General features: G+C 64.7%; 19 protein-coding genes. 7 read left to right on the forward strand and 12 right to left on the reverse strand.

The window, feature by feature from the left end; translation table 11 throughout:
- Window positions 1-27: 27 nt before the first annotated feature.
- The 12 genes from AB4Z43_RS17180 to AB4Z43_RS17235 form a co-directional block, all read right to left on the reverse strand.
- Entirely contained in the window at window positions 28-846 is an 819-nt protein-coding gene (locus AB4Z43_RS17180; protein WP_019859757.1) for an SDR family NAD(P)-dependent oxidoreductase, read from the reverse strand.
- A gap of 69 nt (window positions 847-915) precedes the next feature.
- Window positions 916-1,803: an intradiol ring-cleavage dioxygenase gene (locus AB4Z43_RS17185; RefSeq protein ID WP_441938545.1), complete on the reverse strand. Its 888-nt coding sequence runs from the start codon at window positions 1,801-1,803 to the stop codon at window positions 916-918.
- A 10-nt stretch (window positions 1,804-1,813) separates the two neighbouring features.
- On the reverse strand, window positions 1,814-3,568 hold the full coding sequence (locus AB4Z43_RS17190) for an FAD-dependent oxidoreductase (protein ID WP_064985999.1): 1,755 nt from the start codon (window positions 3,566-3,568) through the stop codon (window positions 1,814-1,816).
- The gene (locus AB4Z43_RS17195) at window positions 3,568-4,617 is read right to left on the reverse strand and encodes a branched-chain amino acid ABC transporter permease (protein ID WP_441938548.1); all 1,050 of its coding nucleotides are present in this window, start codon (window positions 4,615-4,617) and stop codon (window positions 3,568-3,570) included. Before AB4Z43_RS17195 ends, AB4Z43_RS17190 begins: the two co-directional genes overlap by 1 nt.
- A 7-nt stretch (window positions 4,618-4,624) precedes the next feature.
- Window positions 4,625-5,488: a branched-chain amino acid ABC transporter permease gene (locus AB4Z43_RS17200; RefSeq protein WP_441938550.1), complete on the reverse strand. Its 864-nt coding sequence runs from the start codon at window positions 5,486-5,488 to the stop codon at window positions 4,625-4,627.
- Between the two features lie 58 nt (window positions 5,489-5,546).
- Window positions 5,547-6,254: an ABC transporter ATP-binding protein gene (locus AB4Z43_RS17205; RefSeq protein WP_441938616.1), complete on the reverse strand. Its 708-nt coding sequence runs from the start codon at window positions 6,252-6,254 to the stop codon at window positions 5,547-5,549.
- Complete coding sequence (locus AB4Z43_RS17210; protein WP_069092772.1) at window positions 6,251-6,967, reverse strand: ABC transporter ATP-binding protein; 717 nt, start codon at window positions 6,965-6,967, stop codon at window positions 6,251-6,253. The genes AB4Z43_RS17205 and AB4Z43_RS17210 overlap by 4 nt, the downstream gene beginning before the upstream one ends.
- Window positions 6,968-7,025: 58 nt before the next feature.
- Entirely contained in the window at window positions 7,026-8,300 is a 1,275-nt protein-coding gene (locus AB4Z43_RS17215; protein WP_019859766.1) for an ABC transporter substrate-binding protein, read from the reverse strand.
- Between the two features lie 26 nt (window positions 8,301-8,326).
- On the reverse strand, window positions 8,327-9,391 hold the full coding sequence (locus tag AB4Z43_RS17220) for a maleylacetate reductase (protein ID WP_441938552.1): 1,065 nt from the start codon (window positions 9,389-9,391) through the stop codon (window positions 8,327-8,329).
- Window positions 9,388-10,047, reverse strand: coding sequence for an alpha/beta hydrolase (locus AB4Z43_RS17225; protein WP_069092775.1), 660 nt, complete (start codon window positions 10,045-10,047; stop codon window positions 9,388-9,390). Before AB4Z43_RS17225 ends, AB4Z43_RS17220 begins: the two co-directional genes overlap by 4 nt.
- The gene (locus AB4Z43_RS17230) at window positions 10,044-11,003 is read right to left on the reverse strand and encodes a VOC family protein (protein ID WP_019859769.1); all 960 of its coding nucleotides are present in this window, start codon (window positions 11,001-11,003) and stop codon (window positions 10,044-10,046) included. Before AB4Z43_RS17230 ends, AB4Z43_RS17225 begins: the two co-directional genes overlap by 4 nt.
- Before the next feature lie 3 nt (window positions 11,004-11,006).
- Complete coding sequence (locus tag AB4Z43_RS17235) at window positions 11,007-11,912, reverse strand: dioxygenase family protein (RefSeq protein ID WP_019859770.1); 906 nt, start codon at window positions 11,910-11,912, stop codon at window positions 11,007-11,009.
- A gap of 93 nt (window positions 11,913-12,005) precedes the next feature.
- On the opposite strand from AB4Z43_RS17235, the gene AB4Z43_RS17240 reads away from it, so the two are divergent.
- From AB4Z43_RS17240 to AB4Z43_RS17270, 7 genes are all read left to right on the forward strand, one after another.
- On the forward strand, window positions 12,006-12,956 hold the full coding sequence (locus AB4Z43_RS17240) for a LysR family transcriptional regulator (protein ID WP_019859771.1): 951 nt from the start codon (window positions 12,006-12,008) through the stop codon (window positions 12,954-12,956).
- Window positions 12,957-13,174: 218 nt separating this feature from the next.
- On the forward strand, window positions 13,175-14,032 hold the full coding sequence (locus AB4Z43_RS17245) for a glycosyltransferase family 2 protein (protein WP_441938556.1): 858 nt from the start codon (window positions 13,175-13,177) through the stop codon (window positions 14,030-14,032).
- On the forward strand, window positions 13,996-14,982 hold the full coding sequence (locus tag AB4Z43_RS17250) for a glycosyltransferase family 4 protein (RefSeq protein ID WP_441938557.1): 987 nt from the start codon (window positions 13,996-13,998) through the stop codon (window positions 14,980-14,982). The genes AB4Z43_RS17245 and AB4Z43_RS17250 overlap by 37 nt, the downstream gene beginning before the upstream one ends.
- Window positions 14,983-15,199: 217 nt before the next feature.
- Window positions 15,200-17,470, forward strand: a complete 2,271-nt coding sequence (locus AB4Z43_RS17255) for a propanediol/glycerol family dehydratase large subunit (RefSeq protein ID WP_441938559.1) — start codon at window positions 15,200-15,202, stop codon at window positions 17,468-17,470.
- Window positions 17,467-17,886, forward strand: a complete 420-nt coding sequence (locus AB4Z43_RS17260) for a diol dehydratase small subunit (protein ID WP_019859776.1) — start codon at window positions 17,467-17,469, stop codon at window positions 17,884-17,886. Before AB4Z43_RS17255 ends, AB4Z43_RS17260 begins: the two co-directional genes overlap by 4 nt.
- A gap of 9 nt (window positions 17,887-17,895) precedes the next feature.
- Window positions 17,896-18,594: a cysteine hydrolase family protein gene (locus tag AB4Z43_RS17265; protein WP_019859777.1), complete on the forward strand. Its 699-nt coding sequence runs from the start codon at window positions 17,896-17,898 to the stop codon at window positions 18,592-18,594.
- Window positions 18,595-18,693: 99 nt separating this feature from the next.
- A complete protein-coding gene (locus tag AB4Z43_RS17270) occupies window positions 18,694-20,220 on the forward strand; it encodes an APC family permease (protein WP_019859778.1) in 1,527 nt (508 codons plus the stop codon).
- Window positions 20,221-20,252 lie beyond the last annotated feature (32 nt).

The following is a 20,252-nucleotide window of genomic DNA, read 5'->3' on the forward strand; positions in this document are numbered from 1 at the left end:
CGAGACCGGCGTCAGTTCAAAACTTGTTCAGGTCATCCGCAGCAGCGAGCCGCCATCGATGACGATCAGCGAGCCGGTGACGTAGGACGCGGCGGGCGACGCCAGGTAGAGCGCCAAACCCTTGATCTCCTCCGGATCGCCGATGCGGCCGACGAGCGACTGGGCCTCGAAGGCCTTGCGGTCCGCCGGGTTGCGCAGCCTGCCGCCGGCGATGTTGGTGATGAACGGTCCGGGCAGGATGGCGTTGATGCGGATGTTGTAGGCGCCGAGTTCCATCGCCATGTGGCGAACGAGATGGTTCACCGCGGCCTTGGCCGGCATGTAGGGGGTGCCGACGATGCTCTCGTTGATCAGCGAGGCGATGGACGATGTGACGATGATCTGGCCGCCGCCATTCGGCTTCATGTGCCGCACGGCATGCTTGATGGTGGTGTAGACCGAGGTCAAATTGATCTCGATCACCTTGTCCCAGTGCTCGTCGGGAAGGTTCTCGATGGCGCCCTCGGGGTTCCTCTCGCCGGTCGGGGTGTTGAAGCCCGGGCCGGCGTCGATCCCGGCATTGGCGAACACGACATCGATCGAACCCGCCTTCTCGGCCACCTTGTCGAAGGCTCGAGCCATCGCCGCGCGGTCGCCGACATCGACGACCTGGCCCCAGACCTCGCCGCCCGAAGCCCTGATCGCGGCGACGGTCTTCTCCAGCCCGGCGGGGTTCAGGTCGAAGATGCAGACCTTCGCGCCATGCTCGGCCATGATCTCTGCATAGGCCTGGCCAATGCCGCTGGCGCCGCCGGTGACGATCACCGACTTGCCTCGGACATCGAACATCTTCTCAAGTGCGGCCATCAGTTTCCTCCCATTTGCACGATACCGGCCTGCGTGCGGGCGCCTTCGCGGCACCCGCGGCGCGGCGGTTCACTTCTTCTTTCGCGAAAGCACGAAATCGAATTCCACGTCGTAGAACGGCGCGGCAACCTTGGCCTTCGCCGCGGCGTCGGCATCCTCGACCTTGCGGAATTCGGCGAGCAGGCTCTGCTTCACGCCGAAGACGGCGTCCGTATCGATATACGGGTCGTCCGGATCGAAGATGTGCGTGGTCAGCGCGTCGAAGCCCTCGCCCTCGACGATGTAGTGGAGATGCGCCGGGCGGTAGGGATGGCGTCCCAGCGCGCCGAGCAGCTTGCCGACCGGCCCGTCATCCGGGATCGGGTAGTATTTGGGCTTTGCGCCGCGAAACCAGTAGCGTCCATCCGCACCGGTGCGGAAGACGCCGCGCAGGTTGAAGTCGGGCTGGATGCCCTTCTGCTGGACGTCGTAGAAGCCTTCGTCATTGGCCTGCCAGACATCGATCTTGGCGCCCGCGATCGGCTTGCCCTCGGTGTCGAGGATGCGGCCATGCACGAACATCGGCTCGCCCTTCTGGTCGAGGCAGATGTTCGAGCCCATCGGCAGTTCGGGCGCGTCGGCGACATGGAATGGCCCCAGTACGGTGGATTCCGAGGCGCCCGACGGCTTGCGGTTGTTGATCGCGTCGACCAGCATCGAGACGCCGAGGACATCCGACAAAAGGATGTACTCCTGCCGCCACTCGTTGCAGATCTGGCCCGTCCGCGTCAGGAACATGATCGCCTCGAACCATTCCTCCTGCGTCGGCTCGATCTCCTTCACCGCCTCGTGCAGCTTGCGGGTGATGACCTCCATGACCTGCCCGAGCCGCTGGTCCTTGGCGTTCTTGTTGCGCGCCACGACGACTTCGGCCGAGTTGGCTTCGGTAAAATAGCCGTGTTCGTGGTCGTCGGTCATGGGATCCTCCTCAGCGCGCCAGAACGGATTTGAAGACGCGGCGCAGCTCCGCCGCCGGATCGGCCGCCAGCGTTTCGGCGCGCCAGGCGATGTGGTGGTCGGGACGCACAATCAGGCATCCCGCGTCGCGGATTTCGCGTGCGCGCGCCCAGTCGCCGGTATGGTCCTCGACCGCGCGGCGCGGGCCGATCACATATGTGCGGATCGGCAGACCGAGTTCCGCGCCCACCGCGTCGGCAGCGGCAACCCAGGCCTCGCCGCCAATGCCGGTCAACAGCGTGAACTCGCCATGTCCGCAAAGGTCGAGCGTCGAGATCTTCCGGCCCGAGCGCTCGAACACCCAGACATGCGGCAGACGCGCGCCCGGCCAGGTCGTGGGCGCATAGTGGAGCTCGCGATCCTTCTCGAAGGCCGGCTCGCGCTGGCCGTCGCTTGCGACGGCGCCCGACGCATAGCGCTGGTTCATCTCGACGCCATGGGCGTCGAACTCGTACTTCTTGAAGGCGATGGCCTTGCGCAGCGCCTCGCGTTGCGTTTCGGCGGCTTGTGTGGCGTCGGCGCGGGCCTCCATGTTCTTCTGGATCTTGTCGTGATCCACGCCGCCATCCATGCCGAGCGCCTCGAAGATCGGACCGAATTCGGCGATCGACTGGTTCGCGCGCGTCACGATCTGGCGCGCGATCGGCGCACGCTCGGCCGAATAGCTTTCCAGCAGCCCGATCCCCGCCTGCCCCTTGACGACCTTGGCAAGTTTCCAGGCGAGGTTGAACCCGTCCTGGATCGAGGTGTTGGAGCCAAGCCCGTTCGAGGGCGGATGCCGATGCGCGGCGTCGCCCATGATGAACACTCGCCCCTTCTGCATGTGCGTGGCGAAGCAGTTGTTCACGGTCCAGGTGTTGGCGCCCAGGAGCTCGATCTCGAGCCCGGGATCTCCGACCAGCTGGCGGGCGACCTCAGTGGCCAGTTCCGGCGTCACATCGGGCGGCGGCTGGTTGATGTCGTAGCCCCAGACGATGAGCCACTCGTTCCACGGCCGCACCATGCGAACGAGACCCATGCCGATCCCGCCGACATCGGCGCCGGGCTGCATGACCCAGTAGAGGACGCTTGGCCGGTGCGCGACGTATTTCGAAAGATCGGCCCGGAACAGGATGTTCATCGACCCGCCGACGCCCATCTTGCCCTCGAACGGCAGGCCCAGATGCTCGGCCACCAGCGAGTTGCCGCCATCGGCACCGACGAGGAATTTCGACCGCACGGTGAAGTCCTTGCCCGACAGCCTGTCGCGGCAGGTCGTGGTGACGCCGTCCGCATCCTGGACGTGGCTGACATATTCGGTGCTCATGCGCGCCTGCGTGCCGCGCGCGCACGCCGTCTTGAACAGGATCGGTTCCATGAAGGTCTGGGGCAGATCGTTCATGAAGGACGGCGACGACTGGAGATGTTCAGCCTTGGAGAGCGGGTCGGTGCCCCAGCTCTTCATCCGGCCAAGCTCTTCGCCCGCCAGACTTTCGCAGAACACGTTCTCGCCCATCAGTTCCTGCGGCGAGGCGTGCATCACAGCCTCGGCCTCGACTTCCGGCCCGAGGTCGCGCAGCACCTCCATGGTGCGCTGGTTGGTGATGTGGGCACGCGGCGTATTCGACAGCCAGCGGTAGCGGTTCACGACCATGTTGGCCACGCCGGAGCTGGCGAGAAGTGCCGCCGTGGCCGAGCCGGCCGGGCCCGTGCCCACGACCAGTACGTCGGTTTCGATATCCGCCATCAATTTCCTCCCTCGATCTTCAGACCGGCCAGCCTGCGGCGGACCGGAAACAGGTGCAGGCCGCTGCGGGCTGATATCAGCCCCCACAGCCCCTTCGGTGCGAACAGCATCACCGCGATGGCGGCGAGGCCGAGTGTCATCAGGTACCAGCTGCCGTAGTCGGCCAGCGCCGAACGCAGCGCAAAGAAGACCAGCACCCCGACTATGGGTCCCTCGATGGTGCCGATGCCGCCGATGACGACGATGAAGATCACGTAGGCCGTCCAGTCGGTGACGGCGAAGGCCGCCTCCGGCGAGATGCGGGCCGTCTGCACGAAGATCAGCGCGCCGGTCAGTCCGGTGGCGGCCGCGGCGATCAGAAACACCGCCCATTTGAGCCGCCCGACATCGACGCCGACCGATTGGGCCGCCTCGACATTGTCGCGTACGGCTGCCAGCGCCAGCCCGAGGCGACTGCGCAGCAGCCAGTAGATGCAGCCGGTGACGACCACGACCAGCGCCAGCGCCAGCCAATAGGCGAGAATGTCGCGCGCGGCCGCCTCGCGCACGCCGAACAGCGCCTGGATCGCATCCGTGCCCATGATGTTGCCGGTCGCCTCGCGCGGCAGCGAGGTGCCGGTGCCGCCGCCGAGCGCCTTCCATTGCGCGATCAGCAGCCGCGTCACCTCGGCGATCACCCAGGTGCCGATGGCGAAATAGGCGCCCTGCAGGCGGAAGGCGAAGAAGGCCGTGGGAACGGCCAGGGCCAGCGCCGCAAGGCCGCCCAGCAGGATCGCGGCAACCGGGTTCCAGCCCAGCAGGATCACGCCAGCGAACATCGCATAAGCGCCGATGCCGACAAAGGCCTGCTGGCCCACCGAGATGAGACCGCCATAGCCCGCCAGCAGGTTCCAGATCTGCGCCAGCGTCAGCATGGTGAGAATGAAGAACAGGTCCTGTATGACACCGCGCGAGGTCACGGCGGGCAAGGCGAGCCCGGCCAGGACGAGAACGAACACGGCGATTTCCGTGGCAGTTCCGGCGCGGGTGCGGGTTGTCAGCCGATACATGCCGCCCTCAATCCACTGCGCGCGGGAACAGGCCCCGCGGCTTGAGCAGCATCACGACCAGAAAGGCGATGTGGCCCACCAGGATCTGCCATTCCGGATTCACCGCCGCGCCGGCCGTCTGGGCCACGCCGATGATGATCCCGCCCGCAAGCGTTCCCCACAGGCTGCCGAGGCCGCCGATGATCACCGCCTCGAAGGCATAGATCAGTCGCGCCGGCCCGATCGAGGGATCGAAGTTCGCCCGCATGCCGAGATAGAGCGCCGCCAGCGTCACCACGACCATCGCGATCCCGGTGGCGATGGCGAACACGCACTTCGGCTCGATCCCCATCAGGCCCGCCGTCACGGCGTCGTCCGAAGTGGCGCGGAAGGCACGGCCGAGGGCGGTGTGGTAGAAGAGCCCGTTCAAGGCCACGATGGCGAGGATCGCGGACGCAAAGGTCATCAGCGGCATGACCCCAAAGGTGACCAGCCCGAGATCGAGCGATGCCCCCTCCAATGCGCCTGCCGGAATGCGCCGGCTGTCGGCGGAAAAGGCCTCGAGCAGCCCATTCTGCACGGCAACCGACAGGCCGAACGTGACGAGGAGTGGCGGCAGGATATCCTTGCCAAGCACCCGGTTCAGCACGGCGGCCTGCAGCAGCCAGCCAAGCGTAAACATCACCGGCATGGCGATGAGCGCAGCGACCCAGGGCGACAGGCCAAGCAAGGTGACGCCTATCAGCACCAGATAGGCGGCAAAGACGATCAGGTCGCCATGGGCGAGGTTCACCAGCCGCATGATGCCGAAGACGAGGCTCAGTCCGGCTGCGAACAGCGCATAGAGCCCGCCCAGCAGCATTCCCTGCACGAGGGTGTCCAGCCAGATCATCGCCGCGCCCCCGTCGTCAGGCGGCGGGAAAATTGCCGGGGCATGCGGGGCTGCCTCGTCATGCCGCCACCCCGAAATAGGCGGAATGGATTTCTTCGCGCGTGACCTCGGCCGCCTTGGCGACCAACGTCACCCGGCCCTCCATCATGCAGTAGACGCGATCGGCCACCGCCAGCGCCTTGCCGATATCCTGCTCGACCAGCACGATCGCGGCACCGCCTTCACGGATCTTGGGAAGTGCTGCGTAGATGTCGCGGATGACGACGGGCGCGAGGCCGAGGCTGATCTCGTCGCAGAGCAGCAATTCAGGATTGGACATCAGCGCCCGGCCGATCGCGACCATCTGCTGCTGGCCGCCCGAGAGCGCCGTGCCGGGGTTTTTGCGCCGCTCGCGCAGGATCGGGAAGAGCTCGTAAACCGCCTCCAGACCCCACGGCCCGGGCGCCTTGCGCGCCTGCCCGCCGATCAGCAGGTTTTCCTCGACGCTCAGCGAGGCAAAGAGCCGGCGCCCTTCCGGCACCATGGCTATGCCGCGCTTCATGATCTCGGCCGAGGACAGCGCGCCTATGGGCTCGCCCCGGTGCAGAACCATGGCGGCCTCGTTGCGGATCACGCCCGTGATCGAACGCATCAGCGTGGATTTACCGGCACCGTTGGCGCCGATGATCGCCACGCATTCGCCCGCCGCGACAGTGATATTCACACCGAACAGCGCCCGGAACTGGCCGTGATTCGCGGTGAGGTCGCGCGTCTCCAGCAGCATCAGACCTCGAGCCCCAGATAGATTTCGCGAACCTCTTTCGAGGCGATGATCTGATCCGGCTCACCGATTGCGATCACGCGCCCGAAATCCAGCACGAGAAGCCGTTCGACCACCGATCTCAGGGCGTGCAGCACATGCTCGATCCAGATGATCGTCGTGCCCCTGGCGTGGATCGCCTTGATCGTCGCGACCAGCGCCTTGCATTCGCCCTCGGTCAGCCCGCCGGCGATCTCGTCCAGAAGCAGCAGCTCGGGTCCCGTCGCCAGGGCGCGGGCGAGCTCCAGGCGCTTGCGGTCGAGAAGGCTCAGCGATCCGGCGAGCACATTGGCCTTCCGGAGAAGTTCGGTCTCTTCGAGGATACCGGCGCAATCGTCGACCATTTCGGCCTCGCGGCCGCCCCGGCCGAAAGCGGCGGCGGTCAGGAGGTTCTCGAACACGCTCAGCCCCTCGAAGGGCTGCGGGATCTGGAAGCTGCGGCCGACACCCATGCGCACCCGATCCATGGCTGGGGCGCGGGTGACGTCGCGGCCGAGGAACTCGATGCGTCCCTCATTGGCGAGCAGATTGCCGGTGATCAGGTTGAAGAGCGTCGACTTCCCCGCCCCGTTCGGACCGATGATGCCCAACGCCTCGCCGCGCGGCACCGTGACGGTCACGCCATCGGTAACCTTCAGGGCCCCGAAGGACTTCGAGACGTTTTCCAGCCTGAGTATCATCACTGTCATCCTCGGGTCGCGCCGAACGAGGGCGGCGGCATCCGCCGCCCCGGCGGCGTCAGGCCAGGGCTTCCATCTTGCCTGCGGTGGGGATCTCAGACGCGGTGGCGTTTTCGACGATCACCAGATCGAAGCCGCCCCCGGCCTTCTTGCGCCACTGGCCGCCGACGAGCGGCGTCTTGCAGACGTTCTTTGCCGCGAAAGGCGGCAGCCCCGCACCGCTCCAGGCCACCTTTCCGACCACGGTCGTCATGTCGGTGGCGGCTATCGCCGCCGCGATCGCCTCGGCATTCGTCGGATCCGAAACGCGGCCCATGACATTGGCCGCCACCTCGAACAGCGAATGGACAAAGCCGATCGGCTGGGTCCACGGACGCCCGGTCTTGGCGGTGAAATCCGCCGCAAGGTCAGCCGAGCTCTGGCCCGTCACCGACGACTTGAACGGATGCGAGGCCGACCACCAGACCTCGGACGAGAGGTTGTGGCCGGCATCGCCGAGCGTCTCGACCGATTGCGGGAAGAGGATGGCCTTGGCCACCGTCACCGCCTTGGGCTTGAAGCCTTGCTGGCGGGCCTGGTTCCAGAAAGTGGTGAAGTCGGGCGGGATGACCACGCCGGTGACGATCTCGGCATTTGCCGCCTTGAAGGCGTTGACCTGCGCGGTGAAATCGTCCGAGAGGTTCTGATAGCGGCCGGGATCGCTGAGGCCGAAGCCGGCGGCATCGAGGCCCGGCTTCAGCCCGTTCTTCGGATCGCCCCAGGCATTGCCGTCGGCATCGTTGGGGAACAGCCCGCCCACCTTGCCGTTGGTGGAAAGCTGCTTCCACATGCCGGTGTAGACGGCAATGATGTCTTCGAGACCCCAGAAATAATGATAGGCGAACTTGAAGGGCTTCCATGACGACGGGTCGCCCGGATTGCCCTGTTGGCCAATGAACCAGGGTTGCCACGGCGCCATGGTCGAGATGACCGGCACGCCCTCCGCCTCACAGGTGGTGGCGACCGGGTTGGTGTTCTCGGGCGTCGAGCCGACCAGCATCAGGTTGATCTCGTCGTCGACGATCAGGTTCTTGGCCACTTCGGCCGCGCGATTGGGGTTCGACTGGCTGTCCTTGACAATGACGTCGAAATTCTTGCCCGCCTCGGACGCAAGGAAAGCCTTGATGTTGTAGGCATCGCTTTCGGCGAAGCCGGCGAGCGGCCCCGTCTGCGGCGAAACATAGCCCAGGCGAATCTTGGCGCCCTGCGCCAGCGCCGGCGTCGCCAGCCGGGAACCGGCAAGCGCCAGGCCTGTCGCCGCCGACGCTTTCAGTAAGCTCCGTCTCGTAATCATCTGCTCTTCCTCCCTCTTGCCTCTTTTCAGCTCCCTGGACGGCGTCCCTCAAACGCCGCCTGGAGGAGTTCCCTTATCGATCCCGGATCGATCGGCCTCGGATTCGCATAGGCGTTCTTCACCGCGATCGCCGCCGCGCGGTCGAGATCGGTCTCCTTGATGCCGATCTCCTTCAGGCTCAGCGGAGAGCCGGCGGAGCGCGCGAAATCCCAGAGCCCGCCGCCCGCCGAGCCGCCGCCGAAGGCATCGGCGATCGGGCGCAGCAGATCGGGCACCGCCACTTCGTTGAAGGCTGTCGTGTAGGGCAGCAGGATGGCGTGGGTTTCGGCATGCGGCGTGTCGAACGAGCCGCCGAAGACATGCGCCAGCTTGTGATGCAGCGCCATCGAGACATAGCCGAGCGCGGTCGAGCAGCACCAGGCCGCATAGAGCGCCTGCGTCCGCGCTGCGCGGTCCTGCGGATCGTCGATCAGCCGCGGAATGCCGTCCCGGAACGCAGCCATGGCATCCCTGCACATCAGCACGATCACCGGGTTGCGGTCGGGGGCGTAGAAGGCCTCCATGGCGTGGGCGATCGCATTCATCGCCGAGGTGACGGTGAGACCAACCGGGAGGCTCATTGTCAGATCGACGTCGTAGATCACAGTTTCGGGGCGGATGTCCGGCGAGCGGCGGGTGGTCTTCTCGCCGGCCGCCGTCTCGCCGAGGATGTCGGTCATTTCCGAGCCGGCATAGGTGGTCGGGATCACCACCTGATCGGCGCCGGTGCGCACGGCGATGGCCTTGCCGAGCCCGGTGGTCGAGCCGCCGCCGAGGCTGACGACCGCCGTGGCGCCGCTGGCGCGGAAGGCGTCGACGGCCTTTTCCGTAACCTCGACGGGTGTATGCATGACCGCGCCGGCAAACACCCCGGCGGCGAGGCCGCCAAGGCTTTGAGCCAGCTTGTCCGCATCGGCCTTCTGATGGGGCGTCGACAGCACCAGCGCCTTGTCATGGCCGAGCCGCCGCACCTCCTCCTCCGCGCGGCCCATCGTGCCGGCACCGAAGATCACCCGCGTCGTCAGCCCGGGAAAGGTGAAACTGTCCATCATCGCGCCGCTCCCATGCGTGCACCCCGGCCGGCTTCCAGGTCGGCGATGATGGTGCCCAGCATTGCAATCTCGGCATCCGAAACCTCGTGGCTCCGGCCGGGGAACAGATCGGCCCGCAGGCTCGCGCCACCGCGGCCCAGCGACTGCGCCGTGTCGGCAAAGGCCGAAACCGGAATCCAGGGATCGGAATCGCTGCCGGAAAGATAGACCGGCACGCCGGCCGGCACGGCTTCGGAGCGCCCGTCCGTTGGCACACCGACGCGGCAGCCCGTGAAGGCGGCAAGCGCGTCCGGCGGCGGCAGCCCGGCGCAGAGATATTCGATCGACAGACATGCCCCTTGCGAGAAGCCCGCCAGAAGCAGCGGCAGTCCGGGCAATTCCGCCCGCGCCGCCACGACAGCGGCCGCCAAATGATCGAGCGCGTCGGAAAGGTGGGCGCGGGCGACCGGCGTCAACGGGTCGACGGCGCGCGCCTCCCACCACGCGCCGAATGGCGCGCGCGGCAGGATGAATGCCACGGCCGGCGCGGAAAGCCGCGACAGCACATGGGACTGCATCTCCTCCGGCGATTGGCCGCGGCCGTGGACGAAGACGCAGATCGCCTTCGCTTCCGCGCCCTTTGGCCCGAGCCGGAGTGGACCGCTGCCTGAGCTCACGCGAAATCCGCCTGTTCCAGACCGGCCTGCAATTCGCCCTCGCGGTCCTTGAACCACGGCGGGAAGACCAGCGTCTTGCCGATCTGGCCCGGGGGTTCGTCCTTGGCCCAGCCTTCCGGCGTGGTCCAGGCAAGTTCGAACAGCGCGCCGCCGGGCGAGCGGACATAGCAGGACTTGAAATAGTTGCGGTCCTTCTGCTCCGAGATATCGGTGAAGCCGAGGCCTTCGATATGAGCGCGCAGCTTCAACTGGTTATCTTCATCGCCCGTGTTGAGGGCGAGGTGGTGGATCGTCCCGCCCGCCAGCGTCCAGGTGCCCTGTGCGCTGTCGCGATCGACGATCACCTCGACCCGCTGATTGACGCCGGTCGCGTCCGGCACGCGGAACACCAGCCCTTCGTGATTGTCCGCCTCCTTCTCCAGCGGCAATGCGATGGTCAGGAAGTCGTCCATCGCGGTGCGATCCATCACCGCCACGACGGCGCCGTAGATGCCCTTGATGCCGTGGGCCTTGCCGATGCCCTGCTTCTCGTTGGTGATGGGCGCGCGCGGATCGCTGTCGCTTTCCACCAGTTCATGCGAGATGCCGCAGGGATGCGCCAAAGCCACGCGGTCGGCGCCAAAGCGTGTGATCTTGGTGGCCTTGATGCCGCGCGCGTTCAGCCGGTCCACCCAGAAATCCGCGGCCCCCTTGGGAATGGATTGCATGATGGTGCGCGACTGGTTGGTGCCTCGGCGGCCATAGACGCCCGGCTTGCGGAACGGGAAAGTGGTGATGATCGTCGAGGCATCGCCGTCGGGCGAGCCGTAATAGAGGTGATAGACGGGGATGACGCCGTCGAACAGGACGGTGCGCTTCACCGAATGCAGGCCGAGTGCCTTGGTATAGAAATCAAAATCTTCCTGAGCGCCGTCGGTCGACAGTGTCAGATGGTGGTAGCCGCTGATACGGGCCATCGGTCATCTCCTCCCAGAGGTTTCGGTTTCGCCCGGCCGCTGCGGGCAGAGCACGAGATTGAGGTCGAGTGCGTGCTTGCGCTTTCCTCCATGGGGCGGCAGCGCGCGGAACTCGGCCATGAGTTCGGGTTTGACCCCGAAAATGGCATCCCGGCCGATCGCAGGGTCCGACCGGTCGAAGATGTGGGTCGTCAGCGTTTCGAAGCCCTGTGCCGAAACGCGAAAATGGATGTGGGCCGGTCGCTCGAGGCCAAGACCGAGCGCGGACATCAATTGACCGACCGGACCATCCGCCGGCAGCGTGTAGCCCTTCGGCTTCACCGTCATGAAGCGGAACCGCCCCTGCGGATCGGCACGGAAGCGTCCGCGCAGATTGAATTCCGGTTGCCTGTCCGGTTCCTGGTTCTCGTACAGGCCCTCGGCATTGGCCTGCCAGATCTCGACCATGGCATCGCCGATCCCCGCGCCGCCGAGCGTCACGATCCGCCCCGTAACCTCCAGCGGCTCGCCCTTGTGATCGCGCGAAATGTTCCCGCCGAGCGGCATTTCCGGCACATCGGCCCGGTAGAAAGGTCCCGCCAGGGTGTTGGGGGTCGCCCCGGCGGGGCGCGGGCTGTTTTGATCCTCGATCAGCGAGGACACGCCCAGCACATCGGCGAACAGCACCCACTCCTGGCGCCGCGCATCGGCGTAATGGCCTACCTCGGTCAGAAAATCGATCGCCAGCCGGAATTCCTCGCCGGAGGGTCGCAACTCCACGATCAGTGCGTGCAACCCATCGACCGCGGCCTGTGCCGCCGCCGCCAGGCGGGACTGGCCCATTGCCGCCAGACGCCGCGCGAATTCTTCGGCCTGCGTCGAGATCGCCTTGGGGAGTTCATCCCTCTGGGGGTCGTGCTGGCCGTCCATTTCGCCGGGGCCTCCCTTCCCCTTGCCAAACGGGATAACACGACCCGAGACGATGCTTGATGAGATGTGGTGGCCCTTGTATAGCGTTTTGCTATGAAGCTGAACGAGCGCCACTTGATGCAGCTCGCCGCGGTACTGGATGCAGGCGGCGTGTCGGAAGGAGCCGCCATGCTGGGCCTGACCCAGCCTGCGGTCAGCCGATCGCTGGCCATGCTGGAGGCGCGGGTCGGCGAGCCGCTCTTCCTGAAGGGCCGCCGGCCGCTGCAGCCGACACCGCTCGGTTTCCAGTTGGCGGCGCAGGGCCGCACGATCATCACGGCCTCGCGCAAGGCGTCGGATGCGGTGCAGGGGTTCATGAAAGGCACCAAGGGTGTCGTCCGCGTCGGCGGCGTGCCTTTCTTCATGGATGCGATGATCAGCCGGATGATCGGCGAGTTCCAGAAGCTCGAGCCCGAGGTCACCGTCCAGCAAAGCTATATGAACCTGCCCGAGATGGTCGCGGCGCTGGAGAGCAACCAGATCGACCTCGGGATCGTGCCGATCGGCGTGCTCGACCTCGGACCCGGCTTCGAATTCACCGAGATCCTGCCCGGACGCAATGTCGTGGCTTGCCGGCCGGACCATCCGCTGCTGCGCAATCGCCGCCTCCGGGCGCATGACCTGACCAGCTTTCCCTGGGTGGCGCCCCTGCCCGGCTCTCCGCTGATGTCGGACCTGCAGATGATCCTGATGAGCATCGGCATGTCGGACCTGAACGTGCGCTATTCGGGAGGCTCGCTGATGAGCGTGATCAACTTCCTCGCAGAAACAGATGCATTGGCCGTGCTGCCATTTTCCGTGGTCTTCGCGCAGCGCAAGGAGAACCGGGTGACAGTGCTGCCCTATGAAATCCCGCAGCCCAGCCGCTCACTGGGCATCCTGCGCCGGGTTGGCGGGCCGCGCTCTCCGGCGGCGGAGCGCTTCGCGGGCCACGTCACGACCGCTTTCGAGAATTTGAAACACATCATAAAACGGCACGAGAATGCCGTCATCTGGGGCCGCTAGCCGGCTCGAGCCGGCGGTCTGGAGTGTTTCCGAATACGCATATTCCCGAGACTTGCGATCGCGACGGGAACCGCTATGAGCGTGTTGCACTTCAGGTGACGGCGCGTTGGCATCGGCAGCGCTGAGTCTTTAGACTTGTCATTTCGGCCAAGTTCAGTAATGCGCCAGTTGACCGGCCAGCATGGCATCCGGAAGCATACAACGAAGGATTGAAGAACTTGGTCGATCCCAACACCCACATTGGGCGTGCTGCGCGTGATCGGAACTCCCCGCGAGTCGTCGCGGTCCTTACAACACGGAACGAGGAACGGTTCGTTGCCGGATGTCTCGAGAACCTCTTTCGTCAAGGCGTACAGGTCTACATTTGCGACAATCAGTCGACTGACCGAACGCTTGAGATTGCCCAGCGCTACCGCGGGGCCGGATTGATAGGAATCGAAAGCATCCCGCACAACGGCTGGTATTGCTGGGAGCAGCTTCTTCGTCGCAAAGAGGAACTATTTCAATCGCTCGAGGCTGACTGGTTCATGCATCTTGACGCTGACGAGATCCATCTTCCGCCGACTTCGTACTCATCGTTGGTCTCCGCCATTGCGGCAGCCGACGCACTCGGTTTCAATGCGATCGAGTCTTCCGAGTTCACGTTCATTCCCACCAGGGAAGCCCCCGATCATGACAATCCCAATTATCAACACACGCTGCGCACCTACTACCCGTTCCGGCCGACCTCCCCACACTGCGTCCGTGCGTACCAGAAACAGGACGGCCCCATGGAGATCGCGTGGTCAGGCGGCCATCGCGTACGCTTCGAGGGGCCGGTGAGGCTCTCCCCCGAGCGTTTTCGGATGAAGCATTATCTGTTCCTGAGCGCAGAGCACGCCGCGCGCAAGTATGGCGGCCGGCGGTTCCTGAGCGAGGAGGTCGACGGTCGTGGTTGGCACGGATGGCGACCCCGCTTGCGACCAGGCGATATCCAACTGCCCGACACTACCCAGGTGCGCACCACTGCGACGGACGATGATCTGGACGAGGCCAATCCATGGTTGGCGCACTGGCTTGCGCGGTACGCCTCGTGAGCGATGGACACCTACCCCGCATACTGGCGATCGCGGACCGACCCGGCTGGGCGATCGATAGAAAGGCCCAGAACCTTCGGCGCGTGCTGGCAAGAAGGTTCGAGATCGTCCAACGATTTCAGCATGATGTGACTGAGTCCGACGTGAACGCCGCGGATATCGTGCTCATTTTCTATTGGTTCCAGATCGCGAAGCTGCCCCTGCCGGAATCGGTCCTCGCCCGGCGGTCTGACAGGCTGGTCATCGGGATCTGCAGTCACAGAGAGATGGAGGGCGAATTCCGCGAGCCCGGGCTCGCTATCCTGCAGCGGTTGGCGCGCGCTGTCTTTGTCAACAATCGGAAGCTCGAGCACGAATACGCCCCTCTGCTGCGTATTCCGGTCCACTACACGCCCAATGGAGTCGACACGACATTCTTTTGCCCCCCGCCAGAGCCGCAACCTTATTCTGGCGAGCTCCGCGTCGGATGGGCGGGAAGTCTCGGCAACCATGGTCCGGCACATCGCGGCTTCCACGACGTCATCGAGCCCGCGGTCGCTGCCGTGCCGGGCGTGCGACTGCAGACTGCGATTCGGGAGCAACACTGGCGCAACCATGACGAAATGCTCGACTTCTACCGGGATCTCGACGTTTATGTCTGCGCCAGTCGCAGCGAAGGCACTCCCAATCCTTGCTTGGAGGCGGCGGCGTGCGGTGTCCCCTTGGTGACGACCCGTGTGGGAAACATGCCCGAGCTGGTTCGGGATGGCGACAACGGGCTGTTCTTCGATGGAACCGCGGAAGGGCTTGCGAACAAACTCGCCCTGTTGCAGGACACGCCATCGCTCCGGTCGCGGATGGCCGCCCGTATGATCGAGACGATCCGAGAGTGGGATTGGAGCGTGCAGGCGGAGAACTACGCGCACATGTTTACCTCGTTGCTCATGGCAGCGGAGCGGTCGGGCCGGTGAGACGTGCGGCTTCAGATGTGCCCGGCCAAACCTGACCTTTGGCGGCCGAACTCGATGCCGAAACACATCGCGCCTCTGCTAAAGATCGACAGGATGGCGAGGAGCTTCGGGTATTTCGAGCCTGTGGCGTGCGCCCCCTTGGCCGGCGGTCGATCCAGGGTCATTGTGCGGCGGGTAAGCATTCACTAGTCTTTCGGCCGGGTCGAGGATCGCACGCATGACGCCGAAACTGAACCGCTGGAAGCGCTTCGCCGACTGGGACGAGCGGCCGTTGCGGCTGGACAAGTTTGCGGCGGAAGACCCCGCCAACGGCTTCTCCGCTTTCTCCAGCCCGGCCGATCCGAAACCTGGCATCGGCATCAAGGACGGGCGCGTCGTATCCCTCGATGGGGTGCTCGAACACGACTACGACATGATCGACCGCTTCATCGCCCGCCATCACATCGACCCGGAAGTGGCGCCGGAAGCGATGGCGCTGGACTCGGCGACCGTCGCACGCTGGCTGGTCGACATGAACGTGCCGCGCGAAACGCTGGTACGGCTCGCCCATGGCATGACACCCGCCAAACTCGCCGAAGTGGTGTCGCAGCTCAACGCGCTGGAGATCGCGTTCGCCTACTCGAAGATGCGGGCCCGCAAGACGCCGGGCAACCAGGCGCACGTCACCAACGCCAAGGACGATCCGCTGCAACTCGCCGCCGATGCCGCGACCGCCGTCGCCTTTGGCTTCGACGAGATCGAGACGACGATGCGCGTGTCGCGCAACGCCTGGTCCAACGCGGTGGCGTGCGCGGTAGGCGGCGCGGTCGGTCGCTGGGGAACGCTGTTCCAATGCTCCAGCGAGGAAGCCGAAGAGCTGCGCATCGCCATGGCCGGCTTTACCTCCTACGCCGAAACCGTCTCCGTCTACGGCACTGAAAAGTCGTTCACCGATGGCGACGACACACCGTGGTCCAAGGCATTTCTGGCCGCCGCCTACGCCTCGCGCGGCGTCAAGATGCGCTGTACGTCGGGTGCCGGCTCCGAGTTGCTGATGGGCTTCCACGAAGCCAAATCGCTGCTCTACCTGGAAGCGCGCTGCCTCTGCCTGCAGCGCGGCATGGGGGTGCAAGGCACGCAAAATGGCGGTATCGACGGAGCGCCTTTGACCGCCACCATACCCGGCGGTGTTCGCGAGCTGATGGCCGAGAACCTCATCGCCGTCTGGCTCGATCTCGAATGCGCGTCGGGCAATGACGCGCGCTCGACCGAATCGGAAATTCGCGTCGGCGCCAAGATCCTTCCCTACCTGATTGCCGGCTCGGACCTGATCTGCTCCGGGATGGGATCGATCCTGAAATACGACAATTCGTTCAACCCGTCGCTGATCAACGGCGAGGAGCTGGAAGATTATCTTGTGCTGCAGCGCGATTTCGAGGCCGATGGCGGGCTGACGCCACTGCCCGAGTCGCGCGCGATCGAGCTGCGCGAGCGCGCGGTGGAAGCGATCGCCGCCGTGTTCGAGGAACTCGGCCTTTCCTCACCGACCGAGGACATGAAGAGCAGCGTGGTCTACGCTTCCGGTTCCGACGATACGCGCAGCCTGATGCCGCGTGACGTCAGCTTTATCAGCGAAGCCATCAAGGAGCGCGGCATCACCGTGATCGATGTGGTCAAGGCGCTGGCCAAGCGTGGCTTCCGAGAAGAGGCGGAGAACCTCCTCGACGTGGTCAAGCTGCGCCTTTCCGGTGACTATCTCCAGACATCGGCGATGATCCGCAATGGGCGGATCGTCAGTGCGGTCAACGATCCAAACAACTATCTCGGCCCGGGTTCCGGCTACCGTGTGTCCGAAGAACGGCGCCTGCAGCTCAATGACATCCGCGATGTGCTGGACCAGAAGGAGGTGCTGCGCTCGGAAGCCCTGCACGAGAAGGACGAAGCAAGGCACATCCGCTATCGCAACGTTGGGCCGGCGGCCAACGGATCGGCGAAGGATGATGTGGTCATCGGCATCAGCCCGGCTTTCGGGCTTAAGCTTTATCGGACGACGGCCGGACATCGGCTCTCCGAAGTGCTCGGCGCCATGCTCGATGCAATCCGCGCACGCGGGCTCAAGGCGCGCGTCGTCCGCTTCCGCCATACGGCCGATACCTCCTTCCTCGGCCTGTCCGCCGCCAGGATGGCCGGCAGCGGTATCGGCATCGGCATCCAGGCCAAGGGCACGGCCGTCATCCACCAGCGTGGCCGCCAGCCGCACAACAATCTGGAACTGTTTTCCAATGCGCCGATCACCAGGCTCGAGCACTATCGCGCGCTGGGTGCCAATGCGGCGGCCTATGCGCTGGGTGAAATGCCGGAGCCTGTCGTGGTGCCGCAGCGGGGCGAGGCCATGGGGTCTCGCTACCACGCCCGCGTCGCCCTCATCTACGCCATCGAAACCGGACTGACCGAGGCTGGTGCGGCTCCCGAAGAGGTCGACGTCATCCTGACGGGGGTGAAATCGTGACCCACACACGCGCCGACTATCCGCTCGCCGAAACACAGCCCGGCGCCGTGACGGGCAAGCGCGGCAAGTCGCTTGCCGAGATAACGCTGGATTCGGTGCTTGCGGGCGACGTGACGATGGAAGACCTTCGCATCACCCCACAAGCGCTGCAGGCACAGGCCGATGTGGCGCGCGATGTCGGACGGCCGACACTGGCACTCAACTTCGAGCGTGGGGCAGAGCTTGTCGAGGTGCCGCAGGATTTCATCATGCAGGTCTATGAACTGCTGCGCCCCGGTCGCGCCAAATCCAAGGAAGAATTGCTCCAGGCCGCAGCCACCATGCGCGATACCTACCAGGCCGAACGCATCGCCCGTTTCATCGAGGAAGCCGCCGAGACCTACGCGGCTCGCGGCCTTTTCACGTTCCGCTTCTGAAAGGACCGCATGAGCTGGAAAACCGGATTCCGTTCGCTCTACTATCTCGGCGCACCCGAGCCGGATGATCCGGTGCTGGTGCCGGCGCAAACCGCCATCCTGGTCATCGACGTTCAGAACACCTACCTGGAACGGCCGGATCGCGCATCGTTGTCGCCGCAGGAACAGCAACGCTACGATCTGTGGACGCCGTTCCACGAGCGCATGCACGGCACGGTCATACCGAACACGGCAAGACTGCTGGCGCTGGCACGGCAAAACGGCATCGAATGCCTTTTTGCCCGCATCGCCTGCCACACCAAGGACGGGCGTGACCGCTCGCTCTCTCAGAAAATGCCGGGCTGGAACAATTTGCTGCTGCCAAAGAACGACGCACCGTCGCAGCTGGTCGCCGAGCTTCAGCCGGCCGGCGACGAGATCGTGGTGACCAAGACCACCGATTCCGCGCTGACGGGAACGAATCTGCGCCTGATCCTTCACAATCTCGGCATCCGGAATGTCATCTGCTGCGGTATCTTCACGGACCAGTGCGTGTCCTCGACAGTGCGCAGCCTGGCGGACGAGAGCTATGCGGTCATCGTGCTCGAGGATTGCTGCGCCGCGGCGACCGAGGAGCTTCATCGCAAGGAGCTCGAAATCATCAACATGATCTATTGCCACGTCATGTCGAGCGGCGAGCTATGCAAAATCATGGCCTTGGCAAAGTGACGCTGCGTCCGTAGTGTCATGGTTGCACGAGCAGGCTGGGACACATCGGCCGCCCGGTGCGGGGAACTGCATACAGCTGTCACGAATGGAGAGGGCTTCATGGCGATAGAAACTGCACGCGGGACGATCGACGTCTCGAAGAGTAACAGCATCAATCTTTTGCACTCGAAGGCCGTCGGGCTCGCCGGTGTGCTCTTTCTGGCCGTCACCGGCGCGGCGCCAATGTCGGCGATGCTGGGCAATGTCCCGTTCGCGGCAGGCTACGGCATCGGCAAATATACCCCCGCCGCCTTCCTGATGGCGACGATCGTGCTGACCATCTTCTCGGTCGGCTATGCCGCGATGGCATCGCGCGTATCGTCGGTCGGCGGCTTCTACTCCTTCATCAGCCAGGGGCTCGGCCGCGAGGTCGGCATGTCGGCGGGCATCGGCTCGCTCGCCTGCTACTCGCTGTTCGAGGCTTCCCTCACCGGACTGTTCGCCTTTTTCGGCAATCTTTGGCTTTCCCAGCATTTCGGCATCAACGTCCCGTGGATCGTGCTGGCGCTCGCCATGATCGTGGTCATCGCAGCGCTCGCCTACCGCGACGTGAAAGTGTCGGCACGGCTGCTCGGCATAGCCCTGATTCTTGAAGTGATCATGCTGGTGATCTTTTCGCTCGGCGTGATCTTTGCCCATGGCGGGACGAATTTTTCCGGCGATTCGCTCAATGTGTTCAAGGTGTTCACTCCTGTCGCCGAGCAGAAGGTCGGCACCGTCGCCATACCGGCGGGCGAAGCGGCCGTCGGCATCTTCATGGCGTTCTGGTCGTGGGTCGGCTTCGAGATGGCGCCGAACTATGCCGAGGAATCCCGCGATCCGAAGCGCATCATTCCGCAATCGCTGCTGATTTCGGTCATCGGCCTTGGCTTGTTCTACACCTTCGTCAGCTGGTGCGCGGTGGCGGCCTATCCGACCGAGGCCGATATGGTAGCCAAGGCCTTCTCCGACGGCGTGAACTTCTTCCTGACACCGGTGCAGGCTTTTGTCGGCGGCTGGGGCTACCAGCTGATGTCGCTGCTCATCCTGACCAGTTCCTTCGCCTGCGGCATGGCTTTCCACAACACCGCTTCCCGCTATTTGTATTCGCTGGCGCGCGAAGGCGTCCTGCCGCAGGTGATCGCCGAGACGCATGACCACCACAAGAGCCCACACAAGGCCTCGGCGCTGCAGTCGGTGCTGGCGGCTGTATGGGTGCTGCTCTACGGTCTGGCCTACGGCTTCGACGATCCGTCGGGACAGGCCTGGCTTGGCGTCTATACGCTGTTTGCCGTGCTTGGCACCGGACTGCTTTTGGTGCTGCAGGCCGTTGTCTCGCTGGCCATCTATATGTGGTTCAAGAAGAACGGCGGCGGCAGCATGCTGACGACTGTCATCGCGCCGTTGATCTCGCTGGTTGTGCAGTTGGTCCTCGTCTACACGCTGGTCGCCAATCTGGCGACCTTGGGCGGCACCAATGGTTTTGCCAGGAGCATCCCCTATGTCGGGCTTGCGATCCTTGTCGTCGGCCTGATCTGGGGCTTCGTGCTGAAGTCGGCCAACCCCAAGGCCTATGAGAACATCGGTCACATGGTGAACGAGGGCTAGAGCAATTCCAGGAAAAGTGTGAGCGGTTTTCC

Source organism: Mesorhizobium sp. 2RAF45 (assembly GCF_052115225.1).
Classification (GTDB): domain Bacteria; phylum Pseudomonadota; class Alphaproteobacteria; order Rhizobiales; family Rhizobiaceae; genus Mesorhizobium; species Mesorhizobium jarvisii.

Coding starts and splice junctions, on each gene's coding strand:
- AB4Z43_RS17240 (WP_019859771.1), top strand. CDS start 12,006: ATGAAGCTGAACGAGCGCCACTTGATGCAGCTCGCCGCGGTACTGGAT.
- AB4Z43_RS17265 (WP_019859777.1), top strand. CDS start 17,896: ATGAGCTGGAAAACCGGATTCCGTTCGCTCTACTATCTCGGCGCACCC.
- AB4Z43_RS17270 (WP_019859778.1), top strand. CDS start 18,694: ATGGCGATAGAAACTGCACGCGGGACGATCGACGTCTCGAAGAGTAAC.
- AB4Z43_RS17185 (WP_441938545.1), bottom strand. CDS start 1,803: ATGACCGACGACCACGAACACGGCTATTTTACCGAAGCCAACTCGGCC.
- AB4Z43_RS17220 (WP_441938552.1), bottom strand. CDS start 9,391: ATGATGGACAGTTTCACCTTTCCCGGGCTGACGACGCGGGTGATCTTC.
- AB4Z43_RS17180 (WP_019859757.1), bottom strand. CDS start 846: ATGGCCGCACTTGAGAAGATGTTCGATGTCCGAGGCAAGTCGGTGATC.
- AB4Z43_RS17215 (WP_019859766.1), bottom strand. CDS start 8,300: ATGATTACGAGACGGAGCTTACTGAAAGCGTCGGCGGCGACAGGCCTG.
- AB4Z43_RS17250 (WP_441938557.1), top strand. CDS start 13,996: ATGGTTGGCGCACTGGCTTGCGCGGTACGCCTCGTGAGCGATGGACAC.
- AB4Z43_RS17195 (WP_441938548.1), bottom strand. CDS start 4,617: ATGTATCGGCTGACAACCCGCACCCGCGCCGGAACTGCCACGGAAATC.
- AB4Z43_RS17235 (WP_019859770.1), bottom strand. CDS start 11,912: ATGGACGGCCAGCACGACCCCCAGAGGGATGAACTCCCCAAGGCGATC.
- AB4Z43_RS17200 (WP_441938550.1), bottom strand. CDS start 5,488: ATGATCTGGCTGGACACCCTCGTGCAGGGAATGCTGCTGGGCGGGCTC.
- AB4Z43_RS17255 (WP_441938559.1), top strand. CDS start 15,200: ATGACGCCGAAACTGAACCGCTGGAAGCGCTTCGCCGACTGGGACGAG.
- AB4Z43_RS17230 (WP_019859769.1), bottom strand. CDS start 11,003: ATGGCCCGTATCAGCGGCTACCACCATCTGACACTGTCGACCGACGGC.
- AB4Z43_RS17190 (WP_064985999.1), bottom strand. CDS start 3,568: ATGGCGGATATCGAAACCGACGTACTGGTCGTGGGCACGGGCCCGGCC.
- AB4Z43_RS17210 (WP_069092772.1), bottom strand. CDS start 6,967: ATGATACTCAGGCTGGAAAACGTCTCGAAGTCCTTCGGGGCCCTGAAG.